Below are 26,435 nucleotides of genomic sequence, written 5' to 3'. Positions count from 1 at the left end.
CCCCCCGCCCTGGGACCGACGTCCCGACGCGGTCCCGCACCCCGCCGTCAGGCGCCCTGCGCCACGGCGACGTAGGGCGCGAACTGGCCGTGCCGACCGATCTCCGGCGCGTCGTCGGGCAGCAGCTCCACCACCCGCCCCTCGAGGGTGAAGGTCTGGGCACGGGTGATCGCCACCCGGGCGAACCGGCCGGCCCAGGCCGCATCCCCGGGGACCAGGACCAGCTTGTTGGTCCGCGTCCGGGCGCTGAGGACCTGCGGATTCTTCTTGCTCGGCCCGTCGATCAGGACGACGGCCTGCTGGCCGACCAGCCGCTGGTTCTTCCGCAGGTTGATGGCGTACTGGACCTCCATCAGCCGCTCCAGCCGCTCCTGCTTGACCTCCCGCGGCAGCTGGGGCCAGCGGGCGGCCGGCGTGCCCTCCCGCGGCGAGTAGATGAAGGTGAAGGCGTTGTCGAACTCCACCTGCCGCACCAGGTCCAGGGTCTGCTGGAAGTCCTCCTCGGTCTCCTTCGGGAAACCGACGATGATGTCCGTGGTGATGCAGGCGTCGGGCACCGCGGTACGGATCCTCTCGATCAGCCGCAGGTAGTACTCCCGGGTGTAGCGCCGGTTCATCCAGCGCAGGACGTGGTTGGACCCCGACTGCACGGGCAGGTGGAAGTGCTCGGTCACCTTGTCGGATTCCGCGATGGTCCGGATGAGCTTGTCCGTGAAGTCCCGCGGGTGGGAGGTGGTGTAGCGGATCCAGCGGATCCCCGGCACCCGGTCGAGCCGCGCCAGGAGGTCCGCGAAGTCGAAGCCGATGCCCAGGTCCTTGCCGTAGGAGTTGACGTTCTGACCCAGCAGGGTGACCTCCTTGTACCCCTCCGCGGCCAGGTACTCCACCTCGGCGATCACGTCCTCCGGGCGACGGCTGCGCTCGCGGCCGCGGGTGGTGGGCACGATGCAGAAGGTGCAGAACTTGTCGCACCCGTAGATGATATTGACCCACGCCTTCACGCCACCGGCGCGGCGCGAGGGCAGGTGCTCCACCACCCCCTCGGCCGCCTGCCAGACGTCCACCACCATGCCCTCTTCCCGCCGCACCCGCTCGATCAGCTGGGGCAGCTGGTGGACGTTGTGGGTGCCGAAGACCAAGTCCACGTGGGGGTAGTACCGCTGGATGCGGCGGATGGTGGCCTCCTCCTGCGCCATGCAGCCGCACAGCCCGAGGATCATCTCCGGGTTCTTCTGCTTGAACGCCTTGAGGTAGCCGATGGTGCCGAAGACCTTCTCCTCCGCCGTCTCGCGCACGGCGCAGGTGTTGAGCAGCACCAGGTCCGCCTCGTCCAGCAGCCCCGCCGGGACCATGCCCATCTCTTCTAATTGCCCGGCCAGGATCTCGCTGTCCCGCTCGTTCATCTGGCAGCCCCAGGTCAGGATCTTGTACGCCGGCCGGGGCTTGCCGAAGATGGACTCCGCCAGCGTGCGGCCGTCGGGCAGGCGCCAGACGCCCTGCTCGTCGCGGTATGCGCCGTAGCGGGCGGCCCACTGGGCCTGCAGGGCGCGGTAGTCGAGGGCCCGCGCCGACGGCCCGGGCATCAGGGGCAGGGTCTCCATGGCTCGCTTCCTCCTTCGGTCCTCTGTTGATTATGGACGCTGGGCCGCGGGCCGGGCAATGCGGACGCTCCGGCCGGGGGCACGGGGCCGGCCAGCCCTCGCGCCCAGGGCACCGCGGCGCCGGGACCCGCGTGCCCCGGCGCGGCGGCGGGAAACCTAGGGCGTAGACCGATGGGAAGCCCCGGTGGAGGTGATGGTCGTGGACCGGGACGAACCGGCCGGCGGCACCGCCGGCCCCGATCCGGCGGCCGGCGGGGAGGGCGACCCCCGCGCGGGTGCGTCGGCCGGGGCGACGGATCGGCCGGAGGCGGTGGACGAGGGGATCGGGGCGGGTGGGGAATCCCCATGGGTTGCGGGCCCAGCGGCGACGGCAGGCCATGGCGCGGTGGCGGCCGCGGGCGCCGGGACCGGCGGCGACGGGGCGACCACGGGTGCCGCCGGGGCGCGGGTGGCCGATCCGCCGGCGGGGGATGCGCGTGGAACGGCCGCCTCCGCTGCAGGCGGGGTCCCGGCGGATGCCGCTGCGGCCGGCCACGGGGCCGCGCCCTGGGCTACCGGCGAGGCGCCTGGCGCCGGGGCCCCCTCCAGGGCCACCGGCGAGGCCGCTGGCCAGGGGGCAGCATCCTGGGCCACCGGCGAGGCGGCTGGCCACGGAGCCCCATCCCGGGCCGCCGGCGAGGCCGCTGGGCCCGGGGCCGCATCCTGGGCCACCGGTGGACCGGCCGCCCCGGGGGCCGTCCCGCCCTGGCAAGCGGCGCTGGCGTCCCTCAGCCACCGACCGCCCTACGCGTGTCCGCGTTGCACCGGCAACCGGGCCTCCTTCGACTTGGCCTGGCCGGTGCTCTGGTCGGTCCGCAAGGATCCCCACACCGGCCAGGTGGAGCAGTGGCGGTCGGGCCCCACCCTGGCGACGGCCGCCGACGGCGGTCCCGAGCTGACGGTGCGCTGCGAGCTCTGCGGCTTCACGGGACCCGAGTCGATGTTCACGGCGGCGGCGCGCCGCCTGCCTCCGCCGCCGCCCTTCCCACCAGCACCCGGCGCCGCCGGATGAACGCCAGCAGGCGCTGGCGCTGCCGCTCCAGCTCGTCCACCCGCCGGCGCAGGCGGTCGACCTCCGCCTCGTAGTACGCCTGCTGGGTGGCCAGCAGCTCCAGCAGCACCCGACGGCTGCGCCGCAGCGTCACGACCCGGCGCTCCAGGAGCAGGACCCGATACTGCCACTCGCTGGTCGCCGCACCGGCCGCCCCGACCCGCCCGGCGGCGGACGGGGACGACCCCCGGGAGCGGTCGGACCATCGGGCGGAACGGCTCATCGAGCTTGACCCCCCCTGCGGGGAGGTCTATGCATCCGCGCCCCAGCCCATGCGGGGGCGGGACGGCCGCGGCGCGGGGACGCGCCGCCGGCCCGGGCCCCGCCGACCGGCGCCACGGCCGCGCGCCCCTCCCCCGGTCCCCGCGCCTCAACGGGCCGAGCGCTCCCGCAGCCGCTCCACCCACTCCACCGGGATGCGCACGCGCCCGATCAGCGCCGGCTGCCCGGGCTGGGGGCCGTGGCAATCCGACCCGCCCGTCGGCAGCAGGTCGAGTTCCCGCGCCCGCCGAAGGAAGGCGGCCGCCTGCTCCGGCGAGTGCTTGGTGTGGTAGACCTCCACGCCCGCCAGGCCGTGGCGCTGCCAGACGGGCCACAGGGCGTGCAACCGCTCCGGGAGCAGGCCCGGGTGGGCCAGCACGGGAACGCCGCCCGCCGCGCGGATGGCGGCGATGGCCGCCTCGGGTGCCAGCGGCGCCCGGGGCACGTAGCCCGGCTTGCCGGGCGTCAGGTACCGCTCGAAGGCCTCCGCGACCGTGGCCACCACGCCGGCCTCGACCAGCGCCCGCGCCACGTGGGGCCGGCCCACGGCACCCCCGCGGGCCAGGGCCCGGATCCGCCCCTCGTCGAGGACGATGCCCACCTGGGCCAATCGCTCCAGGATGCGTGCCAGGCGCCGCTCCCGCGATGCCCGCCGCTGGGCGAGCAGTTCCACCAGGGGCGGGTCGTCCTCCTTGACCCAGTACCCCAGCACGTGCACGCCCACCCGGCGGCTACCCAGGTCCACGTCGGTGCTGAGCTCCACCCCGGGGACCAGGCCGATCCCCGCGGCCCGCGCCGCCGCCCGGGCCGCGGGCAGGCCGGCCAGGGTGTCGTGATCGGTGATGCCCACGTACTCCAGGCCGGCCCGGCGGGCCATCTGGATCCGCTCCTCCGGCGTCACCGTGCCGTCGGAGGCGGTGGTGTGGGTGTGCAGGTCGGCGCCACCCTCCCGGGCAGCGGCCTCGCCGGATCCGTCCACCCGCGGGCCCGGCCGTCCGGGGCCGACGTCCCCCCCGGGCCCGTCGGCGAGCCCGCGGCCCTCCGTCACGACCGTCCCCCCGCCGCCAGGTTGCGGGCCAGCTCCACCAGGGTGCGCACGCCGTAGCCGGTGGCGCCCTTGCCGTGATCGCCCTCCACCTGGTCCGACCAGGCGACGCCGGCGATGTCCAGGTGCGCCCAGGGCGTCTCGCCGGCGAAGGCCGCCAGGAACAGGGCGGCCAGGATGGAGCCCGCCGCCCGGCCCCCCGTGTTGCGCAGGTCGGCGTACTCGCTGCGCAGCCGGCGGCGGTAGGCGGCCACCAGCGGCAGGCGCCAGAGGGGTTCGCCGGCTGCGTCCGCCGCCCGCAGGACCCGCGCCGCCCAGGCGTCGTCGTTGGCGAAGAGGCCCGCCACGTGGTCGCCGAGGGCGATGACCATGGCGCCCGTCAGGGTCGCCAGGTCGACCAGCCGCCGCGCGCCGCGCTGGCGGGCGTAGGCCATGGCGTCGGCCAGGATCAGCCGGCCCTCGGCGTCGGTGTTGTTGACCTCCACCGTGGTGCCGTCGTAGGTGGTGATCACGTCGCCGGGCTTGAAGGCGCGCCCGCCGGGCATGTTCTCCACCGCCGCCACCACGCCCAGCAGCCGCGCCGGCAGGCGCAGCCGCGCCACCGCGTCGAGGGCGCCGATCACCGCGGCGGCGCCCATCATGTCGAACTTCATGTCCTCCATGCCCTCGCGCGGCTTGAGGGAGATGCCGCCGGTGTCGAAGGTGACGCCCTTGCCGATGAAGGCCGCGTCCGGCGGCTCCGACGCATCGCGACCCGGCCCCACGTAGTCGATGGCCACCAGCCGGGGCGGCTGGGCGCTGCCCTGGCCGACGGCCAGGATGGCGCCGAATCCCTGCTGGCGCAACGCGTCCTCGTCCAGCACGGTGACCTGGATGCCCGGGAGGTCTTCGAGCTCCAGGGCCGCCGCGGCGAGGCGGGCCGGCGTCAGGTCGTTGGCCGGCCGGTTGCCCAGCTGCCGGGCGACCATCACCGCCTCGGCCACCACGCGGCCCTCCTCGAGCCCGCGCTCCAGGGCCGCCTGCTGGGCGTCGGTGCGGTCGATCAGCCAGAGGCGCTCCACGCCGCGTTCGTCCGTCGGATCCTGGGCGGAGCCGGAACCCAGCGGCTCGCCGCCGCGCCGCCCGGTGGGGTCGACGGCCGCGCCCAGCAGGCCCGGCGCCCCCGCCTCCGCCGGCGTGCCCGCCGCCCCGTCCCCCGGCGCGGCACCGGGTGCCCGGCGGCCCGGGCTGCGTTCGCGGCGGTAGCGGTAGAGGCCCAGCAGCGCCCCCTCCACGGTGGCCAGCGCCGCCAACTGCGGCGCCAGGCCCCCGATCCCGGCGCCGTGGGCGATGGTAGCCACCTCGCGGCAGCCGTGGCGCCGGGCGGCGCGCAGCGCCGCGGCCGACGCCGTGCGGGCCGCCGCCCGCCCGAACCCCTCCCGCGGTCCCAGGCCGGCCACGATCACCCAGCGGGCGGGCAGCCGGCCCAGCGTGGGCAGCACCAGCGCCTCGCCCAGGCGGCCGCGCAGGGCACCCGCCGCGATGGCGTCGCGGATCGCCCCGCCCAGGGCCTGGTCCACCGCGCCGGTGGCGCCCCCGGGAACGCGCACCCCCTCGAACAGATTGACCACGACGGCGTCGGCGTCCACCTCGGTCACCGACGCCACGCGAAAGGCCACTGTGGGAAGCTCTACGCCAGCGCGCGCCAATGCGATCCCTCCCCTGTTCCGCGCCCCGGCCCGGCCCCCTCCCCCGGCTCCGGCCGGGCCTGGCCCGTGCCGCCGCCCGGCCCCGCGGGCCGGTGCCGCCCGCCCCGCGCCGCGGGGGTCGCCGCATGGGCAAGCCTGCGGCCCAGGGCCTGCCCCGGCGCTCCCGGCACCCGGCTGCCGTCACAGCCCGGGCCCTCCGACGTCGGGCTCCTCCGGCGCGGGATAGGCCGGCTCCCCCGCGGACCACACCTGGCGGAAGACCCGCAGGAAGTTCTCGGCGAGGACCAGCCGCAGGTGGTCTTCCTTCCAGTTGCGGCGCAGCAGCGCCTCGATCAGGTTGGGCAGCCGGGTGACGTCCTCCAGGCCCTGGGGCGTCTCCCCGATGCCGTCGAAGTCCGACCCGAGGCCGACGTGCTCGGGCCCCACCAGCGAGGCCACGTGTTCGATGTGTCGAACCACGTCGTCCACCGTGGCCGGACCGTCCGCCCGCAGGAAACGGGCGTAGAAGTTCATGCCCATGACGCCCCCCTGGGCGGCCAGGGCTCGGATCTGGTCGTCGCTGAGGTTCCGCGGGTGGGGGCACAGGGCGCGGCAGTTGGAGTGGGAGGCCACCACCGGCTGGCGGGAGACCGCGAGGACGTCGTAGAAGCCGGCGTCGGAGAGGTGGCTGACGTCGACCACCATCCCCAGGCGGTTCATCTCCCGCACCACCGCCACGCCCCGCTGCGAGAGCCCGCCGCCGCTGCGGCCGTCGCCGGCGCCGTCCGCCAGGTCGTTGCGCTCGTTCCAGGTCAGGCCGACCAGCCGCACCCCCAGCCGGTGGAGCAGCCGCAGCACGCCCAGACGCCCGTGGAGGACCTCGCCGCCCTCGATGCCGACGACCGCGGCCACCTTGCCGGCGGCCAGGGTCCGCTGGAGGTCGTCCACGCCCGTGACCACCGCGATGCGGTCGGCGTTGCGGGCCACCTCCGCCAGGAAGGCGTCGTAGAGCTCCATGAAGCGGACCAGGGCCGCGTGGGGCTTGTAGGCCGGCTCGATCCAGTGGGCGAAGACCTGCACCCCCACCCCCGCCTCCTCCAGGCGGGGCAGGTCCACGTGGCCTTCGGGCGACCGCTCGCCCAGCCGGCGCCGGCCGGCGGCCAGATCCAGCACGGTGTCCACGTGAGCGTCGACGATGGGGCCGTAGGGCGTGTACGGCATCCCGTTCCCTCGCCTCCCATCCCACCCGCGCCGCCCCTAGCCGGGGTCTTCGACGCGGATGCGCTCGATGGCCCTGGCCTTGCCGGTGTCCCGGTCGACGTCGACGATGACGCCGCAGAGCACCCGGGGGCCGCGGGCCACCTCGAGGCGCACGTGGAGCTGGGTGCGCAGCCGCCGGATGACCCCGTCGGGCTCGAAGCCGATGATCGAGTCCCGCGGACCCGTCATGCCCACGTCGGTGATGGCGGCCGTCCCGCCCGGCAGGACCCGCTCGTCCGCCGTGGGGGTGTGGGTGTGGGTCCCGACCACCGCGGACACCCGGCCGTCCAGGTACCAGGCCAGGGCCTGCTTCTCCGAGGTGGCGTCGCCGTGGACGTCCACCAGGATCGCCGCGGCCTGGCCCGCCAGGCCGGTCAGGGCGCGGTCGGCGGCCACGAAGGGGTCGTCCAGCAGGCTGTCGGCGAAGACCCGTCCCATCAGGCAGAGGACGGCCACCCGACACCCGCTGCGGCCCTCCGCCACCACCGCCCCCTGCCCCGGCGGCTCACCCGGCCAGTTCAGCGGGCGCAGGACCCGCGGATTGCGCTCCAGGTAGGGCAGGATCTCCTTGCGGTCGGCCCAGTGGTTGCCCAGGGTGATGACGTCCGCGCCCGCGGCGAAGAGCTCGTCGGCGGTCTCGGGGGTGAGACCCCACCCGCCGGCGGCGTTCTCGCCGTTGACCACCGTCAGCTCGATGCCGTGTTGCTCGATGAGGCTCTCTAGGTGGTCCCGCAGCATCCGGCGCCCCGCCCGGCCCACCACGTCGCCGATGAACAGCAGCCGCACGCCCCAGCCCCCTCGGGGGGAATGCCACGGCGCGCCGGGACGGCGGGCGGGGGCCCGCCGTCCCGGCGCGCCTGCGCACCCCATGCCGGCCCGCGGGGGTGCCGCGGCCGCCGGCCGCGGCACCCCCGCCCGTGGCTACCGCGCGTACTCGGTCACCCTCGTCTCCCGGATCAGCGTCACCTTGATCTGGCCCGGGTACTGGAGCTCCCGCTCGATGCGCTTGGCGATCTGCCGCGCCAGGAGGTACGCCTCGGCGTCGTCCACCTGGTCGGGGTGGACCATGATGCGCACCTCGCGCCCCGCCTGGATGGCGTAGGCCTTCGCCACCCCGGGGAAGCTGGAGGCGATCTCCTCCAGCTGGCGCAGCCGGCGGATGTACGCCTCCAGGGTCTCGCGCCGCGCCCCGGGTCGCGCCGCCGACAGCGCGTCGGCGGCGGTGACGATGACCGCCTCGATGGTCTTCGCCTCGAAGTCCCCGTGGTGGCAGGACATGGCATGGATGACCTCTTCCGACTCATGATACTTCTGCAGGATCTCCATGCCAATGGTGAGGTGGGTGCCCTCCATCTCGTGGTCCAGCGCCTTGCCGATGTCGTGCAGGAGCCCGGCGCGCCGCGCCACGTTGACGTCGGCGCCCAGCTCGTACGCCATCAGGGCGCAGAGGTGGGCCACCTCGATGGAGTGCTGGAGGATGTTCTGGCCGTAGCTGGTCCGGAAGGCCAACCGGCCCAGCAGCTTGACCAGCTCCGGGTGCAGGTTGTGCACGCCCACCTCGTAGCAGGCGCGCTCGCCCTCCTGGCGGATGCGCTCCTCCATCTCCTCCACGGCCTTGGCGTACATCTCCTCGATCTTCGCCGGGTGGATGCGCCCGTCGGCGATCAGCTTCTCCAGCGTCATGCGGGCGATCTCCCGGCGGATCGGGTCGAAGCAGGAGATCACCACCGCCTCCGGCGTGTCGTCGATGATCAGGTCGACCCCCGTCAGGGCCTCGAAGTGCCGGATGTTGCGCCCCTCGCGGCCGATGATGCGGCCCTTCATCTCGTCCCCGGGCAGCTCGACCACCGACACGGTGAGCTCGGGGACGTACTCCGCCGCCAGGCGCTGGACCGCGTTGGCGATGATCTCCCGCGCCCGGCGGTCCGCCTCGGCGCGGGCCTCCTCCTCCATCTGCCGGATCATCACCGCCAGGTCGTGGCGCATCTCCTCCCGGACCTGGCTCATGAGCAGCTCCCGCGCCTCGTCGCGGCTCATGCCGGCGGTGCGCTCCAGCTCCGTCATCTGCCGCAGGCGCAGCTCCTCCACCAGCTCTTCGGCCCGGTCCAGGTCGCGCTCACGGGCCCGCATCAGCTCCTCCCGCTCGTCCAGCTGGCGCGCCCGTCGTTCCAGCGCCTCCTCCCGTTGCAGCAGGCGCCGCTCCAGTTGCTGCAGCTCTTGCCGCCGCTCCCGGCTCTCCCGTTCGAAGTCCGTGCGCAGCCTGTGGACCTCTTCCTTCGCCTCCAGCAGGGCCTCGCGCTTGCGCGCCTCGCCCTCCTTCCGGCCCTCTTCGATCAGCTGTCGGGCCAGGGCCTCGGCGGAGCCGATGCGGCTCTCCGCCACCACCTTGCGGACCAGGTAGCCGGCCAGCCCGGCGATCACGAGGGTCGCGAGGAGGATGAGGACGAAGACGCCTGTCGGAACGACCATCTCCTTCACTCCCTCGGCCCGCGGTCGACGCGCCCGCCGGCCCCCTAACAAAAAAGCCGAGTGCAGGGACCCGGCTCGGCGCGCTGACCACTGTGACCCGCGCCCCACGCCCCTCGGGCGTCGGGACGGGGACCGGCGACCGGATTGTCATGACACCCAGATTTCGCCGCGTTTTCATGATTTTGCGCCGGATATCATCGGATTACGCAATTGTGGCCGCGTTTTCGAGAGATCCCGATAATTCATTCTAGGGGTTGCAAGAAACCCCTGTCAAGGGAACGGCCGCCGCGGCCCGTCCCCCGCCGACGCGGGGCGGCCGGGCTCGCCGTCCTCCTCGGCCAGCCGTCGGACGATCGCCTCGGCCACCTCCGCCCCGAAGCCCCGCCCCACCAGGAATCGGTAGAGCCGGGCGGCGGCCCGCTGCCGCGCGCCCCCGCGCCCCTCGGGACGGCCCGCGGGACCGGCGGATGCAGGCCGATCGCCGACCGGGCCGTCAGGCCCCTCGCCGGCCCCCTCCTCGCCGTCGGCGCTGCCGGCGGCGTCGACGACCCCCCTCCGCTCCCGGCCGTCACCCCCAGGGGATGGCGCGACGAACCGGGCCCAGCGCCGCCGCGCCAGCTCCCACGCCACCTCCCGCTCGACCTCGGCCGGCCACGTGGCCTCCAGGGCGTCGCGCACCACCGCCTCGGGGACCCCGCGCCGCAACAGCTCGTCACGCAGCCGCCGGGGTCCGACATGGCGAACCCGGGCCGCTTCCGCGGCCTCCAGCGCGAGGCGACGGTCGTCCACGTAGCCCCAGGCCCGCAGCTGGGCCAGGACCTGGTCTACCATCGCCTCCGTCACCCCGTGGCGCCGCAGGTGCTGGCGCACCTCCCACTCGCTGCGGGCCCGCACCGCGAGCCAGCGGAGGGCCGTCGCCACAGCCCGTCGGACGGCTTCGTCGGTCCTCGCCCCGGCGTCCCCCGGGGTGGCGTCGCGCCCGGTGGGTCCGCCCCCGCGGCCCTCGACCATGGCCGGGTCCCGGCTACTCCTCTTCGCTGGCGGTGGCCGCCCGGATGCCGCCCAGGCTCAGGAGCTCGCGCACCCGCTGCTCGATGGCGTCGGCCACCTCCGGGTGCTGGACCAGGTACTCGCGGGCGTTCTCTCGACCCTGGCCGATCCGGGTGTCGCCGTAGGAGTACCAGGCGCCGGACTTCTCGATGATCCCGTGCTGGGTGGCGATGTCCAGCAGGTCGCCCTCGCGGGAGATCCCCTTGCCGTAGATGAGGTCGAACTCCGCCTGCCGGAAGGGCGGCGCCACCTTGTTCTTCACCACCTTGGCCCGCGCGCGGATGCCGATCATCTCGCCGCCCTGCTTCAACGTCTCCACCCGCCGCACGTCCAGCCGCACGGAGGCATAGAACTTCAACGCCCGGCCCCCGGGGGTCACCTCCGGGTTGCCGAACATCACGCCGACCTTCTCCCGGATCTGGTTGATGAAGATCAGGCAGGTGCGCGACTTGGCGATGGCCCCGGTCAGCTTCCGCAGCGCCTGGGACATCAGCCGTGCCTGCAGGCCCACGTGGGCGTCGCCCATCTCCCCCTCGATCTCCGCCCTCGGCACCAGCGCGGCGACGGAGTCGATGACGATGACGTCCACGGCACCGCTCCGCACCAGGGCTTCGGCGATCTCCAGGGCCTGCTCGCCGGTGTCGGGCTGCGAGATCAGCAGGTTGTCCACGTCCACGCCCAGGTTCTCGGCATAGACGGGGTCGAGGGCGTGCTCCGCGTCGATGAAGGCCGCCACGCCCCCCGCCCGTTGCGCCGAGGCCACGACGTGGAGGGCGACGGTGGTCTTGCCCGACGCCTCGGGACCGAAGATCTCGACGATGCGGCCCCGGGGCATGCCGCCCACGCCCAGCGCGATGTCCAGGGCCAGCGACCCCGTGGGGATGACCTCGACGTTGAGGCGCGACGACGCCTCCCCCATCCGCATGATGGAGCCCTTGCCGAACTGCTTCTCGATCTGGCTGAGGGCCATCTCCAGGGCCCGTTCCCGCTCGATCATGGACCTCGCCTCCATGCCCGGCCGCGCCGCTCTCCCGGCCCCGACCGCGACTTCGCCCCCGCTCCCGGGGCTGGTCTCCCGTGCCTTGACGGTCTGGTTGAAAATTCCAACGGTCACCTTACCGCGGAACCGTGCGGACGTCAATCCCGCGACGCCGGCGGTCGCGGGCGAGCGCCCCTCAGCGTCCCAGGCGCCAGCGGTGCAGGGGCGTGTAGACGGGACCGCCCGGTCGCAGCCGGCTGCGGAAGAGCACCAGCTCCCGCACCGGCAGCCGACCCCAGAGCCGTTCCCGCGCGGCGACCGCGTGGGGCCATCGCGTCAGGTCGATCCAGCTCGCCCGCACCCGCGCCAGGGTGACATGGGCGGTGAAGGGGTGGCTCAACGGGTCGAGGTCCGGCGCCACCGCCAGGAGCTCGCGCTCCAGACCCGCCGCCATCCCCGCCAGCTCCGTGGCCCCGGTCGCCACCCCCGCCCAGAGCGTGCGGGTCCGTTCGGCGCTGGGGAATCCGCCGACGCCGCGGATCTCCACCTCCACCGGCGCCGCGGCCCCCGCCACCCGCGCCCCTGCCGCCACCAGGGCGGGCATCTCCGCCGCCGGACGTTCGCCGAGGAAGCGCAGGGTGATGTGCAGGTGGTCGGGCTCCACCCACTTCAGCCCCGGTCGCTCCCGACGTCCGACCGCCATCCACGCCCGCAGCGCACCGGCCGCCGTACCCGTCACCGGCACGGCGATGAAGAGCCGCCAGCGCTCGTCGGACGCGGCGCCGGTCCTTCCCTCGCGTCGGTCTCCCGTCATACCGAACAATAGTTTGACATGACCGCGGGGAATCCTGCGACGACTCCGCTCCGGCCGGTTCGTCCCCGTCGAGGCGCCTCATCGCCCCTCGGATCCGCTGGCGGGGATCTCCTCCAGGGGGAAGGGCGGGCGCTCCCGCTCGGACACCGCCGCGTCGGGCTTCCCGTCCACCACGTGGCGCTGCAGGGTGAGCCCCGTGGAGGTGAGGCGGAAGACCTCCACCGCGTCCACCGTGACCGGTCGCCAGCCCGCCCCGTCGGGCGCGGGCAGCAACGTCAGGAGCAGGAGGCCGTACGGGATCTCCTGGGGCGCCATGAGGCCGCGCAACCCGGCGGCGCCCGTCGAACCGGGGTTGAGGAACAGGCCCTGCGGCGTCTCCTCGACGCGCTGGACGTGGGTGTGGCCGCTCACCACCACGGGGGCGCGGCCCAGAAAGCGGCGGGCCACGGCGGGGTTGTGGACCACCACCAGGTCGGGCCGGCGCGGGGCGCCCTCGAGCAGGGAGGCCAGGGCCTGGCGCTGGGCCGCGATCTCCTCGGGACTCCCCATGGCGGGCGAGGCGCGCCAGCTGGCCGGATCGCGGCTCGTGGCCACCAGCAGCCCGCCGGGCAGGGTGACGAGGCCGTCCCCCAGCACCTGTACCCCCGTCGCGGCCTGCAGCGCGGCCAGGGAGGCGGGCGAGTCGTGGTTGCCGGGGACCACGTAGTAGGGCACGTCCAGCTCCGCCAGCTCCGCCACCAGCCGGGCCTCCGGCGCCGTGCCCCAGTCGGCCACGTCGCCGGCGTCCAGCACCAGGTCGGGCCGGAAGGCGGCGGCCATCTCCCGGATCAGGCGCACGCCGGCCGGGTTGTTGTGCAGGTCGGCGACGATCAGCACGCGCAGGCCCTCGTCCCGGGGAACCGCCGCGCCCTGGGTGCCGATGCCGCGATACAGGTCGTGGAGCCGGCCCACCAGCACCTCCATCTGCTCGCTGAAGGCCGCCACGGTGGCCGGCGTGCGGGTGAAGACGTCCAGGAGCCACGGCGCGGCGCTGATGGCGCCGCTGTACTCGGCGTGGCGGAAGGCGCCGGGGTCGTAGGTCGCGTGGGTCGCGGTCACCAGGCCACCGCCGGTGACCAAGCCCAGGGCCGCCGCGGCCATCGCCCGCCGCCACCGCCGACCGAGGAGCGCGCCGGCGGCGGCACCCCCCGCCACCGCCAGCAGCACCAGCCGCAGGGCATACCGCCGCGCCACGCCCTGCACCTGGCGGCGCAGGCCGGCCACCAGCCCGTGGGCACCCCGGCGGTCCAGCACCCGTGAGAGCGCCTCGACGTCGACGGTGTCCAGCCGCACCGCCAGGGCGAGGGGCGCGCGGTGGGTGACGGCGCGCACCCGGCCCAGCGGCGGCACGGCCACCTCGGTGAGCCCGCGCCAGGACGGCCGCACGGCGAGGGTCACCTCGAAGGGCCCCAGGCCCACCCGGGCGCCCGATCCCGCGACCATGGCCAGGTACGCGGCGAGGACGGCCGCCACCCCCAGCGCCGCGCGCCGGGGCCACGGCCGGCCGCCGGACGTCGCCATCCCCGTCTCCCTCCCGCAAGGGCCGGTTCGTCCGCGCCGGGGCGGCGGGGGGTGGGGCCACCCTGATGCCGCCGTCCCGTCTCGCGATCCCCACCTTACCGTTGCCCTTGACGGGGGGACGCCCCGCGGCGGGGCCCCTGGCACATGGCGGCAAGCCTCGGCGCCCACGGCCGCCGGGGCTTGCCACCACGGACCCTGGCCACCGCGCCGGCCGTACCGGACCCCGCCCACCGCGCCGGCCGCGCCCGCGCCCGGGCCCCTGCGCCGGCCGGACCCGATCCCGGGCCCTGCCGCGTAGGGCGCGGGGCGGCGACGGCCGCGCCTCGGCGCCGGGACGGCCGCCCGGGGCCCCGGGATTCGGCCGGTCTGGGCTGCGCGGTCAGCGGCCCCGGGCGGAGGGTCCGGCGCGCACCAACGCGCGGTAGAGCAGGAGCAGCGCCGCTTGCGCCGTCCGGGTCTTGACCGCCTGCCGGTCCCCGGCCCAGCGGTGGCGCTCGACCCGGGTGCCGCCCGGCCCGTCCACCGCCACGTAGACCGTTCCCACGGGCTTCTCCGGCGTCCCTCCCCCCGGGCCGGCGATGCCCGTGGTGGCCACGCCCCAGTCGGCGCCGAAGAACCGGCGGACCCCCGTCGCCATGGCGCGGGCCACCGGCTCGCTGACCGCACCGAACCGCGTCAGGTCGTGGGGGCTGACGCCCAGCGCCTGCACCTTGGCCTGGTTGGCGTAGGCGACCACGCCGGCCAGCACGTAGGCGGAGCTGCCGGGTACGTCGGTCAGCCGGTCGGCGACGCGTCCACCGGTGCAGGACTCGGCCACGGCGACGGTCTCGCCGCGCTCCCGCAGCAGGCGGCCCACCGCCTGCTCGAGGGTCTCCTCGTCCTGCCCGTAGACGTGCTCGCCCAGGCGGCGCCGGATCTCGGCGGTCAGCGCGTCCAGCTGCCGCAGCGCCTCGGGTTCTCGCAGCACCCGGGGCTCGCGGCCGCCGGCGCCGCCCCCAGCCGCCGCCGGCCCGCCGCCCGGCGCCGGCGCGGCCCACGTCCCCGGCGCACCCGCGCCGTCCCCGGCCCCGCCGCGGTCGGCATCCGCCCGTCCGTCCGACGCAGCGCCCGGCCCCTGCCGGTGGGCGGGGACGCTCCTTCCGGGTGCGGCCGCCGCCCCCTCGGCCGACGCCACCTTGACCGCCAGGCGCAGGTGGACCTCGCCGTCCTTGGCGTAGGTGGCCAGGGTCACCGGTCCCTGGCCGGCGATGAGATCCGCCAGGCGGTGCTCCACCTCGCTCTCGCCCAGGCCGGCCACCCGCAGCACCCGCCGCAGCAGGCGCACCCCGCCCGCGGACCGGGACCACCGCTGCAGGAACGGCACCAGCGGTCCGTCCACCATGGGCCGCAACTCCCGCGGCGGTCCCGGCAGGGCCACGAACCAGCGGCCCGGCGCCCACTCCAGCACGAATCCGGGGGCCGTGCCGTGGGCGTTGGGCAGCACGTGGCTGCCGGCGGGGAAGAGGGCTTGCTTGCGGTTGCCCGGGGCCATCGGCCGGCCCCGGGCGGCGAAATACCGCTCGATGCCGGCCAGGACCGCGGGATCCAGCACCAGGGGCCGTCCCGCCACGCGGGCGATGGCCTCCCGGGTCAGGTCGTCGCCCGTCGGACCCAGGCCTCCGGTGACGATGACGATGCCCGCCCGGTCGGCGGCCTGGCGCAGGGCCGCCTCCAGGCGGGCTAGGTTGTCCCCCACCGTGACGTGGTGGTAGACGTCGATGCCGTAGGCCGCGAGCCGCTGGGAGAGGAAGGCGGCATGGGTGTTGACCGTCTCGCCCAGCAGGAGCTCGGTACCGACGCAGACGATCTCGGCGTTGACCATGCTTTTGCGCTCCCGTGCCCGCGCTCCTCAGTCGCCCGCGGTGTCGCGCGGCGCCTGGCGCCGGCCGCGGGAACCCGGTTCGTCCGCCACGCCGGAACCGCCGCCGTCGCGATCCCCGGACCCTTGGCCGCCGGCGGTCGCCCCCTCGCCCCGCCCGCGGCCGGAAGGTCCGTCCCCCGCGGCCGGCTCGGCCGACGCATGGGGCAGGGGCGGCAGCCCCACCAGGCGCCGGAACTCCGCCGAGGTCAGCCGCTCCCGTTCCAGCAGCCGCTCGGCCGCCGCCCGCAGCCCGTCGCTGAACTCGCCCAGCAGCGCCCGGGCCCGCTGCTCCTGCCGGCGCAACACGCGGCTCACCGCCCGGTGGAGGGCGGCGGGGGGCAGCACGTCCCGCGCCACCACCCCCAGCGGCGTCATGCCGTCTTCCACCATGCGCCGGGCCAGCTCGACGGCCTGCTGGAAGTCGGCGCTGGCGCCGGTGCTCGGCCGCCCGAGCAGCAGGCGCTCCGCCTGGGAACCGGCCAGGGCGATGCAGATCGTGTCCTCCATCTGGTCCTGGGTCTGGAGGAACCGGTCCTCGTCGGGTCGCTGGCGCACGTACCCCAGGGCCTGCCCCCGCGAGGTGATGGTGACGCTGGCCACCGAACCCGGGCGGAGGATCTCCGCCACCAGCGCGTGCCCGCACTCGTGGACGGCGATGCGCCGGCGCTCCTCCTCCCCGGGCCGCCGATCCAGCCGCTCGCCCATCATCACCTTCTCGATGGCCTCGCGCAGGTGCTCCATGGCGATGGCGGGGGCGCCGGCCCGCATGGCGAGGATCGCCGCTTCGTTGCACACGCTCTCCAGGTGGGCACCGGAGAAGCCGAAGGTCTCCTGGGCGACCTGCCCGAGGTCCACGTCAGACGCCAGCGGCTTGCCGCGCATGTGGATGCGCAGGATCTGCTCGCGCGCCTCGCGATCGGGCAGCTCCACCCGCACGATGCGGTCGAAGCGGCCGGGCCGCAGGAGGGCGTCGTCCATCAGGTCGGGCCGGTTCGTCGCCGCCATGACCAGGACCTGGACGTCGTCCTCGGGCCGGATGCCGTCGAGCTCCACCAGCAGCTGGTTGAGGGTCTGGTCGTACTCCAGGTGGGACGTGTGGCGGCCGCGCTTGCCGGCCAGCACCTCGATCTCGTCGATGAACAGGATGGCGCTCTGCTTGCCCTGCCGGCGCGCCAGGCGCCGGACCTCGGCGAACACCTCGCGCACCCGCTGGGCGCCGACGCCCGCGTATACCTCGACGAAGGCCGATCCCGAGGTGGCGAGGAAGGCGGAGTCCGTGTAGGTGGCCGCCGCCTTCGCCAGCAGGGTCTTGCCGGTGCCGGGCGGGCCCGCCAGTAGGATACCCTTGATGGGGCGGATGCCGAAGCGCTGGGCCTCCTTGGGCCGACGCAGGAACTCCAGGGCCTCCTTGAGCTCCTGCTTGGCGGCCGCCTGGCCGCCGATGTCGTCGAAGGTGACGCCGGTGGCCTCCACCGCATGGGCCACCGGACCGCGGCCTGTCCCGGGCAGCAGGCCCATCCGGAACACGTAGAGCACAAGCCCCGCCAGCAGCAGCAGGGGCAGCCACTGGCCCACCGGCAGGCGCAGGAGCAGGAACGCCGCCACGCCCAGGCCGGCCCCCAGGGCGATCTCACGCCACCGCTCCCTCACCGGCCGGTCACCTCCTGCGGGGGCCGCAAGGGCATGACGGCGTACAGCACGCCATCGCCGCGCGCCAGCTCGAGATAGAGGAACTCGGCGTCCACGTACAGCCGAGCCCGGTCGAGCCCCAGCCGCCGACCGGCGGCCGCGACCTGCTGGGCCGCCCGGGCGTAGTCGCCGCGGCTGCGACCCTCCTCGACGAAATAGCTGACCTCGTAGAAGGCCTTCTCCAGCTCGGGTGTCCGCCGGTCCACCAGCTCCAGCTCGTAGCGGCCCGGCCCCAGGTGGCGGTCGGCCCGCTCCCGCAAGGCCTGGTAGGTGGCCGGCAACAGGTCGACCGCCCCCAGCTGGACCCGGACCCGCCACCGTCCGTCCTCCCGCTGGACCTGCACGGCGGTAACGCCGGGGACCGTCTCCAGCGCGCGCTCCAGCGGCGCCGCCTTGGCCTGCTCCTGGTACAGCACGTTGGCGAACAGCAGCACCCCCAGGGTCAGCGCGGCGGTGACGGCCACCCAGCGGATCTGCAACGGCTTTCCAAACATGGCTTCGACCTCGTCGTCCGTCGGCCGCCTCGAGACGCTCCTCGGCGCCCGCACCAAGCCCTTCGAACGCTATTCAGTCCGCATGAACCAGCGGGTGCTGCGCCGACGGGGGGTACGTCGCAGACGGCAATGGTGAAGCAAGCCCTTTCCAAGCAGGTTCATTATAGCACCCCTCAGCGCGCGCCCGGAGCCAGGGCCTTCCGGCCCCTCGCGGCCCAGGCCTCGGCGGGATGGCACCCCTCCCGGCTGCCTGGCCGGCCTCGCCGCCCGCCCTCAGCCGACGGCATCCGCCGCACGATACTCCCACGGACCGGGTTCCCAGCGCGCGGCCCCCGCGGAACGGTCGGCCACCTCGGTCGCCAGGGCGGCGACCTGGTCCTCGGGCACCCAGAGCTCCAGCGTCACGTGCACGCCGAATCCCTCGGCCAGGACCCGGACTCCCCGCCCTTGGAGCCACGCCCGCAGCGGCCCGTAGGTCGCATAGGGTGCGACCACGCGCCCTCGCCGCCCGCGGCGGAAGGTCACCAGCCCGGCCTCCCGCAGCCCCGCTGCACAGGCGTCGGCGTACGCCCGCACCAGCCCTGCGGCCCCCAACTTGGTCCCGCCGAAGTAGCGGGCGACGAGGACCGCCACCTGCACCACGCCCTGGCGCTCCAGGACCTCGAGGACCGGACGCCCCGCCGTGCCCGGCGGCTCGCCGCCGTCGCTGCACCAGCGCTCCTCGCCGCGGAACCCAGCCACGAAGGCGGAGACGTGGTGCGTCGCCCGGGGGTGGAGGGCTCGCGCCGCCTCCAGCCATGCCCGGGCTTCGGCGACCCCGTCCACCGGCGCCACGTGGGCGACGAAACGCGACCGTCGGATCGCCAGCCCGACCTCGGCCTCGCGGCGCACCGAGCGGAAGGCGGACGGGCCGCCGGCCGGCGCCGGCCACACCGGCCGCGCGGACGACGCGCCTCCCGCCGGGCGGCCCCGGATGCTCACCCCACCGCCGGCCTCCCCGCATCCACCGGAGCTCGGTGGGCTTCCGGCCCCCGGGGCTCGGCCGCCAGGGACGGGGCGGGCGGATCGAGGAAGACCAGCTGGTGGCCGCCGGGGCCGGCTGCGCGCAGCAGCGTGCGCAGCCAGCGCTCCCCGAACCGCAGGAGGTAGGGGAAGACGTTGTGCACCCGCTCCTGGGGTTGGCCCAGGGGCCGCAGGCTGCCCTCCAGCCAGTCCAGGTCCCGCATCACCTCCCGGTGCCGGCGCCGGTGGTGCTGCCACGTCTTGTGGTGCAGGTAGTCCACCTGCATCAGGATGCGACCCAGGTTCTCCTGGCCGAGGGCGCGCAGCTCCGGCCGCACCCGCTCCAGGTCGTCCAGCAGGTCCGCGTAGAGCGCCTTGATCCGTTGCCGCAGCTCGGCGAAGCGGGCGTCGATGCCCAGGGGGTCGAGCCCCTCCAGGACCCGCCGGCGCAGCCCTGCCGGATCCTGGAGCACCTCCCCCACCGTGGCCCGGTAGCGCTGGAGCCGGTCCACCGCCGCGGGCTCGACCAGCGTGAAGCCGGGGCGGGGCAACAGCACCGGCATCTCCAGCCCGAAAAGGGGGTACACGTCGCGCAGCTGCGCCAGGTACTGGGCCTCACCCGGCCCGACGACGAAGCCCACCACGGGCAGCAGCCAGTCCTGGACCAGCGGGCGCAGCACCACGTTCGGGCTGAAGGCCTCCGGCCGGGACTCCAGCTCCCGCGCCAGCTCCGCCGGGGAGAACGCCACGCGCCCCTGCCGATCACGGAACCGGCCTCCTTGCCAGAGCAGCGCCGCCCGCCGCCGGCCGTCGAAGTAGAACAGGTTGGCGTGGGCCGGGTCCACGTCCAGGGCGGGCGGGTAGCCGCGCCGCCGCAGGCGCGCCGCCGCCGCGGCGAGCTCGCGGTGGATCGCCTCCCGCCGCACCACGGCCCGCTGCAACAGCGGCCGGCTCAGCCGGCGGAGCGTGGGGTCCATGGGGTCCAGCAGCACCAGCCCGTCGCGGCCGAACAGCCGGGCCATGAGACGGCCGACCCACTGGCCCAGGGTCGCCGCCCGCTGGCGGGCGTCCTCCAGCACCTCCAGGGCGGGATGATCGGCGGGCACGCCGGCGAGGCGCGCCACCTCGGCCACCAGCGCCCGGGCGGCGGGCGGCAGCGGCAGGGTGCCCACGGGCGGCTGCCCGCCGGCGACGGCAGCCGGGAGGGGCAGCGCCAGGCGATGCAGGCGGCCGCGTTCGTCCAGCACGTGGAGCTGGTTGCACTCCGCCAGGTCGTGGTCCTCGGTCGCCAACCAGAAGACCGGGATCACCGGGCGCCCGAGGGCGGCCTCGATCTGGCGCGCCCAGCGCAGGATGCCCACGGCCTTGTAGACCGTGTAGAGCGGGCCCGTGGCCAGGCCCGGCTGCTGACCGCCCACCACCACCAGGGCCCGCGGGTCGGCCAGCCGGCGGGCGACCTCCAACGCCGGCTCGTCGGCATCCAGGGACGCGTTGTAGGCCACCAGCGCCTGGGCGACCACCTCCCGCGGGGGCTGGTGGGGCGACCGCGCCAGCGCCTCGGCGCGGCGCGCGAAGGCCGTCTCGTCGGACGGATCGTAGTTGAAGAACGACTGCACGCGGGCGAAGTCGCGCTGGTAGTGGACGAAGAACTCCGGATAGACCCACTCCAGCCGTTCCAAGGACTGGATCTGCACCGGGCGGTCCCTTCCCCTCGTCGGTGGCGTCGGTCCCCGTCCGCCGGGGCGCCCTGGTCCATCGCCGCACCCCGGTGGGATTTCGCCGGCGGCCGGGGGATGCCTCCCCCGGCCGCCAGGCGGGGAGACCCCGCGGGTGACGGCACGGCCGGCGGCGGACCGGCACGCCGCGCCGCCGTCGGGACCCCGGGCCGCGCCTACGGCCGGGCACGGGCGCGGAACCACGCCCAGGCGGCGTCCCCGAATCCGCCGTTCGCCGCGGCCCGCGTCGCGGCCCGGCTCCACGCGCTCGCCGCGGCCCGCGTCGCGGCCCGGCTCCACGCGCTCGCCGCAGCCCGCCTCGCTGCCCGGCTGCGCGCCCTCAGGGCAGCCCGACCGCTGCCCGTTCCCGCGCGCTCGCCGGCGCCCCACCGCGGCGGCCCGGGCGGCGGGCCCGGCGGCACCCCCGGGGCCTGGGCCGCCGGCGACCCCGCGCCCGGCAGGGATGCCCCCGCCGGCAGCGAACGGGTATTCGCTGGAGGTGGCCCCCGTGCCCTTGACCTTGAGCCAGGTGCTGGAGCAGCTGCGCACCGACCCCGCCTGGGTGGCGGGCATCCAGGCCTGGGAGGTGGAACCGGCCCAACCGGGCCGCTTCGCGCCCCCGCCGCCTGCCCTCGATGGGCGCCTCGTCCACTGGCTGCGGCGGCGGGGGATCGACCGGCTCTACAGCCACCAGGCGGAGGCGGTGGCGGCCAGCCTGGCGGGGGACGACGTGGTGGTGGTCACCCCGACGGCGTCGGGCAAGACCCTCTGCTACACCCTGCCCGTGCTGCAGCGCATGTTGGAGCGGCCGTCGTCCCGCGCGCTCTTCCTCTTCCCCACCAAGGCGCTGGCCCAGGACCAGTACGCCGCCCTTCAGCAGGCCATCGACGAGCTCGGCCTCGACCTCAAGGCGTACACCTACGATGGGGACACGCCGGAGGCGGCGCGCCGGGCGATCCGGGCCGCCGGACAGGTGGTGATCACCAACCCCGACATGCTGCACGCGGGCATCCTCCCCTACCATACACGCTGGGTCAACCTGTTCGAGAACCTGGAGTACGTGGTGGTCGACGAGCTCCACCACTACCGCGGCGTCTTCGGCAGCCACGTGGCCAACGTCCTGCGCCGCCTCTTCCGGATCTGCGCCTTCTACGGGTCGCGCCCGCGGGTGGTGGCGTGCTCCGCCACCATCGCGAACCCGGGCGAGCACGCCCGGCGTCTCCTGGGGCGGCCGGTGCGGGTGATCGCCGAGAGCGGCGCGCCCCGGGCCGAGCGGCACCTGATCGTCTACAACCCGCCGGTGGTCAACGCCCAGCTGGGCATCCGGCGGGGGGTGCTGCAGGAGGCGCGGCGCTGGGCGGAGCGGTTCTTGAAGAACGGCATCCCGACCATCGTCTTCGCCCGCACCCGGCTGGCGGTGGAGGTCCTCCTGACCTACCTGCGGCACGCCATGGGCGACCGGTCCGAACGGGTGCGGGGGTATCGCGGCGGCTACCTGCCCAACCAGCGCCGGGAGATCGAGCGCGGGTTGCGCTCGGGGGAGGTGCTGGGGGTGGTGGCGACCAACGCCCTGGAGCTGGGCATCGACATCGGCTCCCTGCAGGCCGCGGTCCTGGCGGGCTACCCCGGCAGCGTGGCCAGCTTCTGGCAACAGGCCGGCCGCGCCGGGCGGCGCCAGGAGGCTGCCGTGGCGGTGCTGGTCGCCTCCTCGAGCCCCCTCGACCAGTACATCGCCCGTCACCCGCGCTTTTTGCTGGAGCAGCCGGTGGAGGCCGCGTTCATCCACCCGGACAACCTGTACATCCTGGTCAGCCACATCCAGTGCGCCGCCTTCGAGCTGCCCTTCCGGGCGGGGGAGCGCTTCGGCGACCAGCCGGTGGACGACGTGCTGACCTTCCTGGAGGAGCAGGGCCTGGTGCACCGCTCCGGCGACCGGTGGCACTGGATCAGCGACACCTTCCCCGCCCACGAGATCAGCCTGCGGTCGGCGGCGGAGGAGAACGTGGTGATCATCGACACCAGCCGCGGCGCCCGGGTGATCGGCGAGGTCGACCGCTTCTCGGCGCCCCTGCTGGTCCACGAGCAGGCGATCTACATCCACGAGGGCGAGCAGTACCAGGTGGAGCGGCTGGACTTCGCCGAGAACAAGGCCTACGTGCGACCGGTGCGGGTGGACTACTACACCGACGCCCACCTGGCCGTGGACCTGAAGGTGCTGGACTGCTTCGCCAGCCGGCCGGTGCCCGGCGGCGAGGCGTCCCGGGGCGAGGTGGCGGTGATCGCCCGGGCGACGCTGTTCAAGAAGATCAAGCTCTTCACCCACGAGAACGTGGGCTGGGGCCGGATCCACCTCCCCGAGCTGGAGATGCACACCACCGCCTGCTGGGTCACCCTGGCGGACGAACCGGCGGGGATGGAGCCCGCGGTGCTGCAGGCGGGCCTGCAGGGGCTGGCGTATCTGCTGGGTCACCTGGCCCCGCTCTATTTGCTCTGCGACCGCCGCGACCTGGGCACGGTGGCGCAGCTGCGCTCGCCCTTCACCGGCCGGCCGACGCTGTTCCTCTACGATGCCTATCCCGGCGGCGTCGGCCTGGCGGAGAAGGCGTACGACATCCTGCCCTTGCTCTGGCAGGCGGCGGCGGAGGCGGTGGCGGCCTGCCCCTGCGAGGCCGGGTGCCCGGCCTGCACGGGGCCGGAGACGGAGAGCGGCCCGGGGGCGAAGGCGGCGGCCCGGCGGCTGCTGGCCCTGCTGGCCCCGCCGCAGGCCATGGCGCCGCCGGCCGGACGACGATGGGCCGCGCTGCCGTCACCCCCGGCGGCGGGCTCCCTCCCGGCCCCGCTCCCGCCGGGCCCCGGCGCCGTCCGCGGCGAGGGGGAGCGGCGATGAGCCGGCTCGAGGAGCTCCGCGCGCTCCACGCCCAGGGACGACTGGTGCTCAAGGCCCGCGGCCGGCCGGAGGCCGGCTCGCGGGGCGGGGCGCCCCCGGCGACCGGGTCGGCGCCCGGGGGATCCGGTCCGGCGAGCTGCACGCCCGTGACAGCGAGCCCGGCAGCCGGGGCCACCCTCGCCGCCGGGGCCGGGCCCGTCCCGGTCCCAGGGGGTGCCGCGGACGGGACCGCCCCAGGGGGACCGCCTGCCGCCGACGGCCCCGGCCATCCCTTCACGCCCTCGCCGACGCCCGCGGGGACCGCCTGGTGCTGGCGCACGGTCTACCCGGCCGCCTTCGCTCACGGGAGCGGGACCCCGGCCACGTGGTATCGCGACCTCCGCCGCTCCCTGGCCGTGCTGGCCGCGGTGGCGGGACCCGTCCGCAGCCGGCAGCCAGCGCCCGCCGCGGTGGAGCAGCTCCTCTTCCTCGACCTGGAGACCACCGGCCTGGCGGTGGGCGCCGGCCACCGCCCCTTCCTCGCGGGGTTGGCCTGGTTCGACGCCGGCGGGGCGGGGACCGGCGACCGGGGGGGAGAGCCGCGGGGCGCCGGCACGCCGGGCGGGGGGCCGGGGAGCCCCGGGGCCGCGGAGGATCAGGCCGTCGCCGAGGCGGTCGGGCCGGTGCTGGTCGTCGAGCAGTACCTGGTGCCGGACCTGGAGCCCGAGACGGAGCGGGCCTGGCTGGCCGCCATCGCGCGCCGGCTGGCCGAGCACCCGTGGCTGGTCACCTTCAACGGCCGCGGCTTCGACTGGCCCATGCTGGAGACGCGCTGGCACTGGCACCGGCGGACGGCACCGGCACCCGCCGGCCACCTCGACCTGCTCTACCCGGCCCGCCGGCTGTGGGCCGGGCCGGCGCAGCGGGTGAACCTGCGGGCGCTGGAGAGCCGGCTGCTGGGCGTCCAGCGCCAGGGCGACGTCCAGGGCGCCGAGATCCCGGAGCGCTTCGCCCGCTTCCTGCGTCGACGGGAGGGCCCGCACCCCGAGGCGCCGATGCCCCCTCCCCCGAACCCTGCGGGGACGACCGGCGCCTCCGGACGGCCGCGGGACGGCGCGCCGGATCCCGCCCGGCGCGGGCCCGTCCCGGCGGCGGGGGACGGGGCGGCGGAGACCCTGGACCCCTTGCTTCCCGTCCTGCGCCACAACCTGGTGGACCTGCTCTCGCTGGTGGGCATCGCCGCGTGGCTCGGCGGCTGGCTGCTGGCCGGGCCGCCCGGTGCGCGCCGCTGGGATGAGGCCCTGGCCGCCGGGCGGGAGTGGGAGCGCATCGACCCCGACGTGGCGACGCGGTGGTACGAGCGCGCCCTGGTCCTGGCCCGCGGCCGCGGGGCGGTGGCGGCGGTGGCCCGCCGGCTGGTCCCCCTCTACCGCCGGCAACGGCGCTGGGGCGATGCCGTCGCCGTGCAGGCCGCCCTGTGCGACGCCCACCACCCGCTGGCACCGGTGGAGCCATGGCTCGACCTGGCGGAGCTGTGGCTGCGGGCAGGGCAGCGCCAGCGGGCGGCCGCCTGCCTGGATCAGGCCGAGCGGCTGTGGGAGCGGCGAAGGCGGCTGCCCGTGGCCGGGACGCCCCGGCCGCCGGAGGTGGCCGCCCTGGCGCAGGACGCCGCCACCGCTCGGGGCCGGGACGGCGCCCCCCCGCCGGCGGCGCCGGCGGCTTTCCCGCCGCCGCCGGCGGCCCGGGCCGCGCCGAGCCGGGACGCCCGGAGCACAGCCCCCTCCCGGGTGGAACGGCGCATCGCCCACCTGCGCCAGCGGCTGACCGCAGGGCCCGACGGCACCCAGGCGCGAGCCCTCTAGCCCGCCCGCGCCGCCCGGGCGCACCGACCCCGTCGAGGCGTCCGCACCGGGCTCGTACCCGCGGGGCTCCTCTCCCCCCTGGCGCACCGGCTTGCCCTCCCGGGCGGAGCCCGCCGACCGCCGACGCGCCTCACCACCGCGGCCGTGACGGCCCCTCGGGGGCCGGCGGCGCCAGCAGCCGATGGAGGGCGACGGGCTCGAGGCCGCGGGCGGCCAGGGCGTCCAGCACGCGGGGCAGGGCCCGCGGCGTCTGCCGGGCGAAGTCGCTGGCCTGGAGGAGCAGGACGTCGCCGGGCTGCGCCGCCTGGGCGCGATAGACCACGTAGTCCACACCGGGATTCATCCAATCCTGGAGGTCCAGGGTCCACAGCACCGCGCGCAGCGACCCGCCGGCGGCAGAGCCCGGCCCGGCGCCGCCGTCCGGCGCGTCGGCGCCGGCACCGCCGGTCCGGTCCCGTTCCCCCGCCCATAGGCCCACCAGGGCCGGCCGGACGAACCGGACGGGCCTCCCCGTCAGACGGGCCAGCGCCGCCGCCGCGCGCTCCCACCGCCCCGCCTCCGCGGACCGCCCGGCATCCGCCGCGCCGCCCGTCGGGCCCCGGGGCTCCGAGGCCCGGCGCAGGGTCCCGGCCGGTGGCTCGCGCAGGCCGACCTCGTGGCCCTCGTCGATCATCCGCCGCACCAGCTCGCGGTGCCCCTGGGCCCACGGAAGGGTGACGAAGAAGGTGGCGGGCACGCGGCGCCAGGCCAGCACGTCCAGCACCTGGACCACCACCGCGTCGCCCTCCAGCACGTCGAAGGTCAGGGCGACCCCTCTGCCGCCCGGCGCCCCGGCGCCCGGGCCCGGCGCCGGGGCGCCGCTGGTCGGCCGAACCGGATCGCCGCTGGCGCGGGCCGCCGGCGCCACCGGCTCGCCCCGCTGCCACGGCAGGGCGGCCCGGCCCAGCGCCAGCACCGCGACTAGGCCCCCCAAGACGACCAGCCAGACCCGCGCCGACCGGCCCAGGGTGACGAACACCCTCTCCCCTCCCAGCGCCCGCCCGCCCCGCAAGGCCGCCGACCCCGTCCCCGTCCCCCGCCGGCAACCAAGGACGGAGGCCCGCAGCCCGAC

Annotated in this window: 20 protein-coding genes; 3 read left to right on the top strand and 17 right to left on the bottom strand. The window is 75.8% G+C overall.

Annotated features, from left to right (window positions below; all coding sequences use genetic code 11):
• Positions 1 to 47 precede the first annotated feature (47 nt).
• Positions 48 to 1,601: a tRNA (N6-isopentenyl adenosine(37)-C2)-methylthiotransferase MiaB gene (gene miaB / locus Q5761_RS05270; protein ID WP_135225385.1), complete on the bottom strand. Its 1,554-nt coding sequence runs from the start codon at positions 1,599 to 1,601 to the stop codon at positions 48 to 50.
• A gap of 184 nt (positions 1,602 to 1,785) precedes the next feature.
• Here miaB and Q5761_RS05265 point away from each other — a divergent pair, with 184 nt between their 5' ends.
• Positions 1,786 to 2,652 carry a hypothetical protein gene (locus Q5761_RS05265; RefSeq protein ID WP_318751456.1) on the top strand — a complete coding sequence of 289 codons (867 nt, stop codon included), beginning with the start codon at positions 1,786 to 1,788 and terminating at the stop codon, positions 2,650 to 2,652.
• Here Q5761_RS05265 and Q5761_RS05260 read toward each other — a convergent pair.
• The 15 genes from Q5761_RS05260 to bshC form a co-directional block, all read right to left on the bottom strand.
• Complete coding sequence (locus Q5761_RS05260; protein ID WP_135225384.1) at positions 2,585 to 2,914, bottom strand: hypothetical protein; 330 nt, start codon at positions 2,912 to 2,914, stop codon at positions 2,585 to 2,587. The two genes, Q5761_RS05265 and Q5761_RS05260, sit on opposite strands and share 68 nt — an antisense overlap.
• A gap of 147 nt (positions 2,915 to 3,061) precedes the next feature.
• Positions 3,062 to 4,000, bottom strand: coding sequence for a PHP domain-containing protein (locus Q5761_RS05255; RefSeq protein ID WP_318751455.1), 939 nt, complete (start codon positions 3,998 to 4,000; stop codon positions 3,062 to 3,064).
• The gene (locus Q5761_RS05250; RefSeq protein WP_318751454.1) at positions 3,997 to 5,685 is read right to left on the bottom strand and encodes a leucyl aminopeptidase; all 1,689 of its coding nucleotides are present in this window, start codon (positions 5,683 to 5,685) and stop codon (positions 3,997 to 3,999) included. Before Q5761_RS05250 ends, Q5761_RS05255 begins: the two co-directional genes overlap by 4 nt.
• 180 nt (positions 5,686 to 5,865) lie before the next feature.
• Positions 5,866 to 6,885 (bottom strand): dipeptidase, encoded by a 1,020-nt coding sequence (locus Q5761_RS05245; RefSeq protein WP_135225382.1) that lies wholly within the window; start codon positions 6,883 to 6,885, stop codon positions 5,866 to 5,868.
• 36 nt (positions 6,886 to 6,921) lie between these two features.
• Complete coding sequence (locus Q5761_RS05240) at positions 6,922 to 7,710, bottom strand: TIGR00282 family metallophosphoesterase (protein WP_318751453.1); 789 nt, start codon at positions 7,708 to 7,710, stop codon at positions 6,922 to 6,924.
• A gap of 135 nt (positions 7,711 to 7,845) precedes the next feature.
• Complete coding sequence (gene rny, locus Q5761_RS05235; RefSeq protein ID WP_318751452.1) at positions 7,846 to 9,393, bottom strand: ribonuclease Y; 1,548 nt, start codon at positions 9,391 to 9,393, stop codon at positions 7,846 to 7,848.
• Between the two features lie 270 nt (positions 9,394 to 9,663).
• Positions 9,664 to 10,404, bottom strand: coding sequence for a regulatory protein RecX (locus Q5761_RS05230; protein ID WP_318751451.1), 741 nt, complete (start codon positions 10,402 to 10,404; stop codon positions 9,664 to 9,666).
• Positions 10,405 to 10,417: 13 nt separating this feature from the next.
• Entirely contained in the window at positions 10,418 to 11,440 is a 1,023-nt protein-coding gene (gene recA, locus Q5761_RS05225) for a recombinase RecA (protein WP_167758902.1), read from the bottom strand.
• A 178-nt stretch (positions 11,441 to 11,618) separates the two neighbouring features.
• Positions 11,619 to 12,236: an RNA 2',3'-cyclic phosphodiesterase gene (thpR, locus tag Q5761_RS05220; protein ID WP_318751450.1), complete on the bottom strand. Its 618-nt coding sequence runs from the start codon at positions 12,234 to 12,236 to the stop codon at positions 11,619 to 11,621.
• 78 nt (positions 12,237 to 12,314) lie between these two features.
• Complete coding sequence (locus Q5761_RS05215; RefSeq protein ID WP_135225376.1) at positions 12,315 to 13,796, bottom strand: metallophosphoesterase family protein; 1,482 nt, start codon at positions 13,794 to 13,796, stop codon at positions 12,315 to 12,317.
• 379 nt (positions 13,797 to 14,175) lie between these two features.
• Positions 14,176 to 15,657: a competence/damage-inducible protein A gene (locus tag Q5761_RS05210; protein ID WP_318751449.1), complete on the bottom strand. Its 1,482-nt coding sequence runs from the start codon at positions 15,655 to 15,657 to the stop codon at positions 14,176 to 14,178.
• A gap of 27 nt (positions 15,658 to 15,684) precedes the next feature.
• Entirely contained in the window at positions 15,685 to 17,346 is a 1,662-nt protein-coding gene (locus tag Q5761_RS05205) for an AAA family ATPase (protein WP_318751448.1), read from the bottom strand.
• On the bottom strand, positions 17,343 to 17,879 hold the full coding sequence (locus Q5761_RS05200; protein WP_318751447.1) for a hypothetical protein: 537 nt from the start codon (positions 17,877 to 17,879) through the stop codon (positions 17,343 to 17,345). The genes Q5761_RS05205 and Q5761_RS05200 overlap by 4 nt, the downstream gene beginning before the upstream one ends.
• Before the next feature lie 273 nt (positions 17,880 to 18,152).
• A complete protein-coding gene (locus tag Q5761_RS05195) occupies positions 18,153 to 18,860 on the bottom strand; it encodes an IMPACT family protein (RefSeq protein WP_318751446.1) in 708 nt (235 codons plus the stop codon).
• The gene (bshC, locus tag Q5761_RS05190; RefSeq protein ID WP_318751445.1) at positions 18,857 to 20,575 is read right to left on the bottom strand and encodes a bacillithiol biosynthesis cysteine-adding enzyme BshC; all 1,719 of its coding nucleotides are present in this window, start codon (positions 20,573 to 20,575) and stop codon (positions 18,857 to 18,859) included. Before bshC ends, Q5761_RS05195 begins: the two co-directional genes overlap by 4 nt.
• A 529-nt stretch (positions 20,576 to 21,104) precedes the next feature.
• Here bshC and Q5761_RS05185 point away from each other — a divergent pair.
• A complete protein-coding gene (locus tag Q5761_RS05185) occupies positions 21,105 to 23,483 on the top strand; it encodes a DEAD/DEAH box helicase (protein WP_318751444.1) in 2,379 nt (792 codons plus the stop codon).
• Positions 23,480 to 25,324, top strand: a complete 1,845-nt coding sequence (locus Q5761_RS05180) for a ribonuclease H-like domain-containing protein (RefSeq protein ID WP_318751443.1) — start codon at positions 23,480 to 23,482, stop codon at positions 25,322 to 25,324. Before Q5761_RS05185 ends, Q5761_RS05180 begins: the two co-directional genes overlap by 4 nt.
• A gap of 130 nt (positions 25,325 to 25,454) precedes the next feature.
• Here the strand turns inward: Q5761_RS05180 and Q5761_RS05175 are convergent, their stop codons facing one another.
• Complete coding sequence (locus tag Q5761_RS05175; protein ID WP_318751442.1) at positions 25,455 to 26,342, bottom strand: polysaccharide deacetylase family protein; 888 nt, start codon at positions 26,340 to 26,342, stop codon at positions 25,455 to 25,457.
• Positions 26,343 to 26,435: the final 93 nt, after the last annotated feature.

The organism is Thermaerobacter composti, from assembly GCF_033582035.1.
GTDB classification, from domain to species: Bacteria; Bacillota; Sulfobacillia; order Thermaerobacterales; family Thermaerobacteraceae; genus Thermaerobacter; species Thermaerobacter composti.
The sequence above is the reverse complement of the archived record's forward strand: the minus strand, read 5'-3'. Positions and strand labels throughout refer to the sequence as shown.

Bases quoted from the DNA above. Each gene is read 5' to 3' on its own strand.
- miaB (WP_135225385.1), bottom strand. From the start codon at position 1,601: ATGGAGACCCTGCCCCTGATGCCCGGGCCGTCGGCGCGGGCCCTCGAC.
- Q5761_RS05260 (WP_135225384.1), bottom strand. From the start codon at position 2,914: ATGAGCCGTTCCGCCCGATGGTCCGACCGCTCCCGGGGGTCGTCCCCG.
- Q5761_RS05245 (WP_135225382.1), bottom strand. From the start codon at position 6,885: ATGCCGTACACGCCCTACGGCCCCATCGTCGACGCTCACGTGGACACC.
- rny (WP_318751452.1), bottom strand. From the start codon at position 9,393: ATGGTCGTTCCGACAGGCGTCTTCGTCCTCATCCTCCTCGCGACCCTC.
- Q5761_RS05230 (WP_318751451.1), bottom strand. From the start codon at position 10,404: ATGGTCGAGGGCCGCGGGGGCGGACCCACCGGGCGCGACGCCACCCCG.
- recA (WP_167758902.1), bottom strand. From the start codon at position 11,440: ATGATCGAGCGGGAACGGGCCCTGGAGATGGCCCTCAGCCAGATCGAG.
- thpR (WP_318751450.1), bottom strand. From the start codon at position 12,236: ATGACGGGAGACCGACGCGAGGGAAGGACCGGCGCCGCGTCCGACGAG.
- Q5761_RS05215 (WP_135225376.1), bottom strand. From the start codon at position 13,796: ATGGCGACGTCCGGCGGCCGGCCGTGGCCCCGGCGCGCGGCGCTGGGG.
- Q5761_RS05210 (WP_318751449.1), bottom strand. From the start codon at position 15,657: ATGGTCAACGCCGAGATCGTCTGCGTCGGTACCGAGCTCCTGCTGGGC.
- Q5761_RS05200 (WP_318751447.1), bottom strand. From the start codon at position 17,879: ATGTTTGGAAAGCCGTTGCAGATCCGCTGGGTGGCCGTCACCGCCGCG.
- Q5761_RS05180 (WP_318751443.1), top strand. From the start codon at position 23,480: ATGAGCCGGCTCGAGGAGCTCCGCGCGCTCCACGCCCAGGGACGACTG.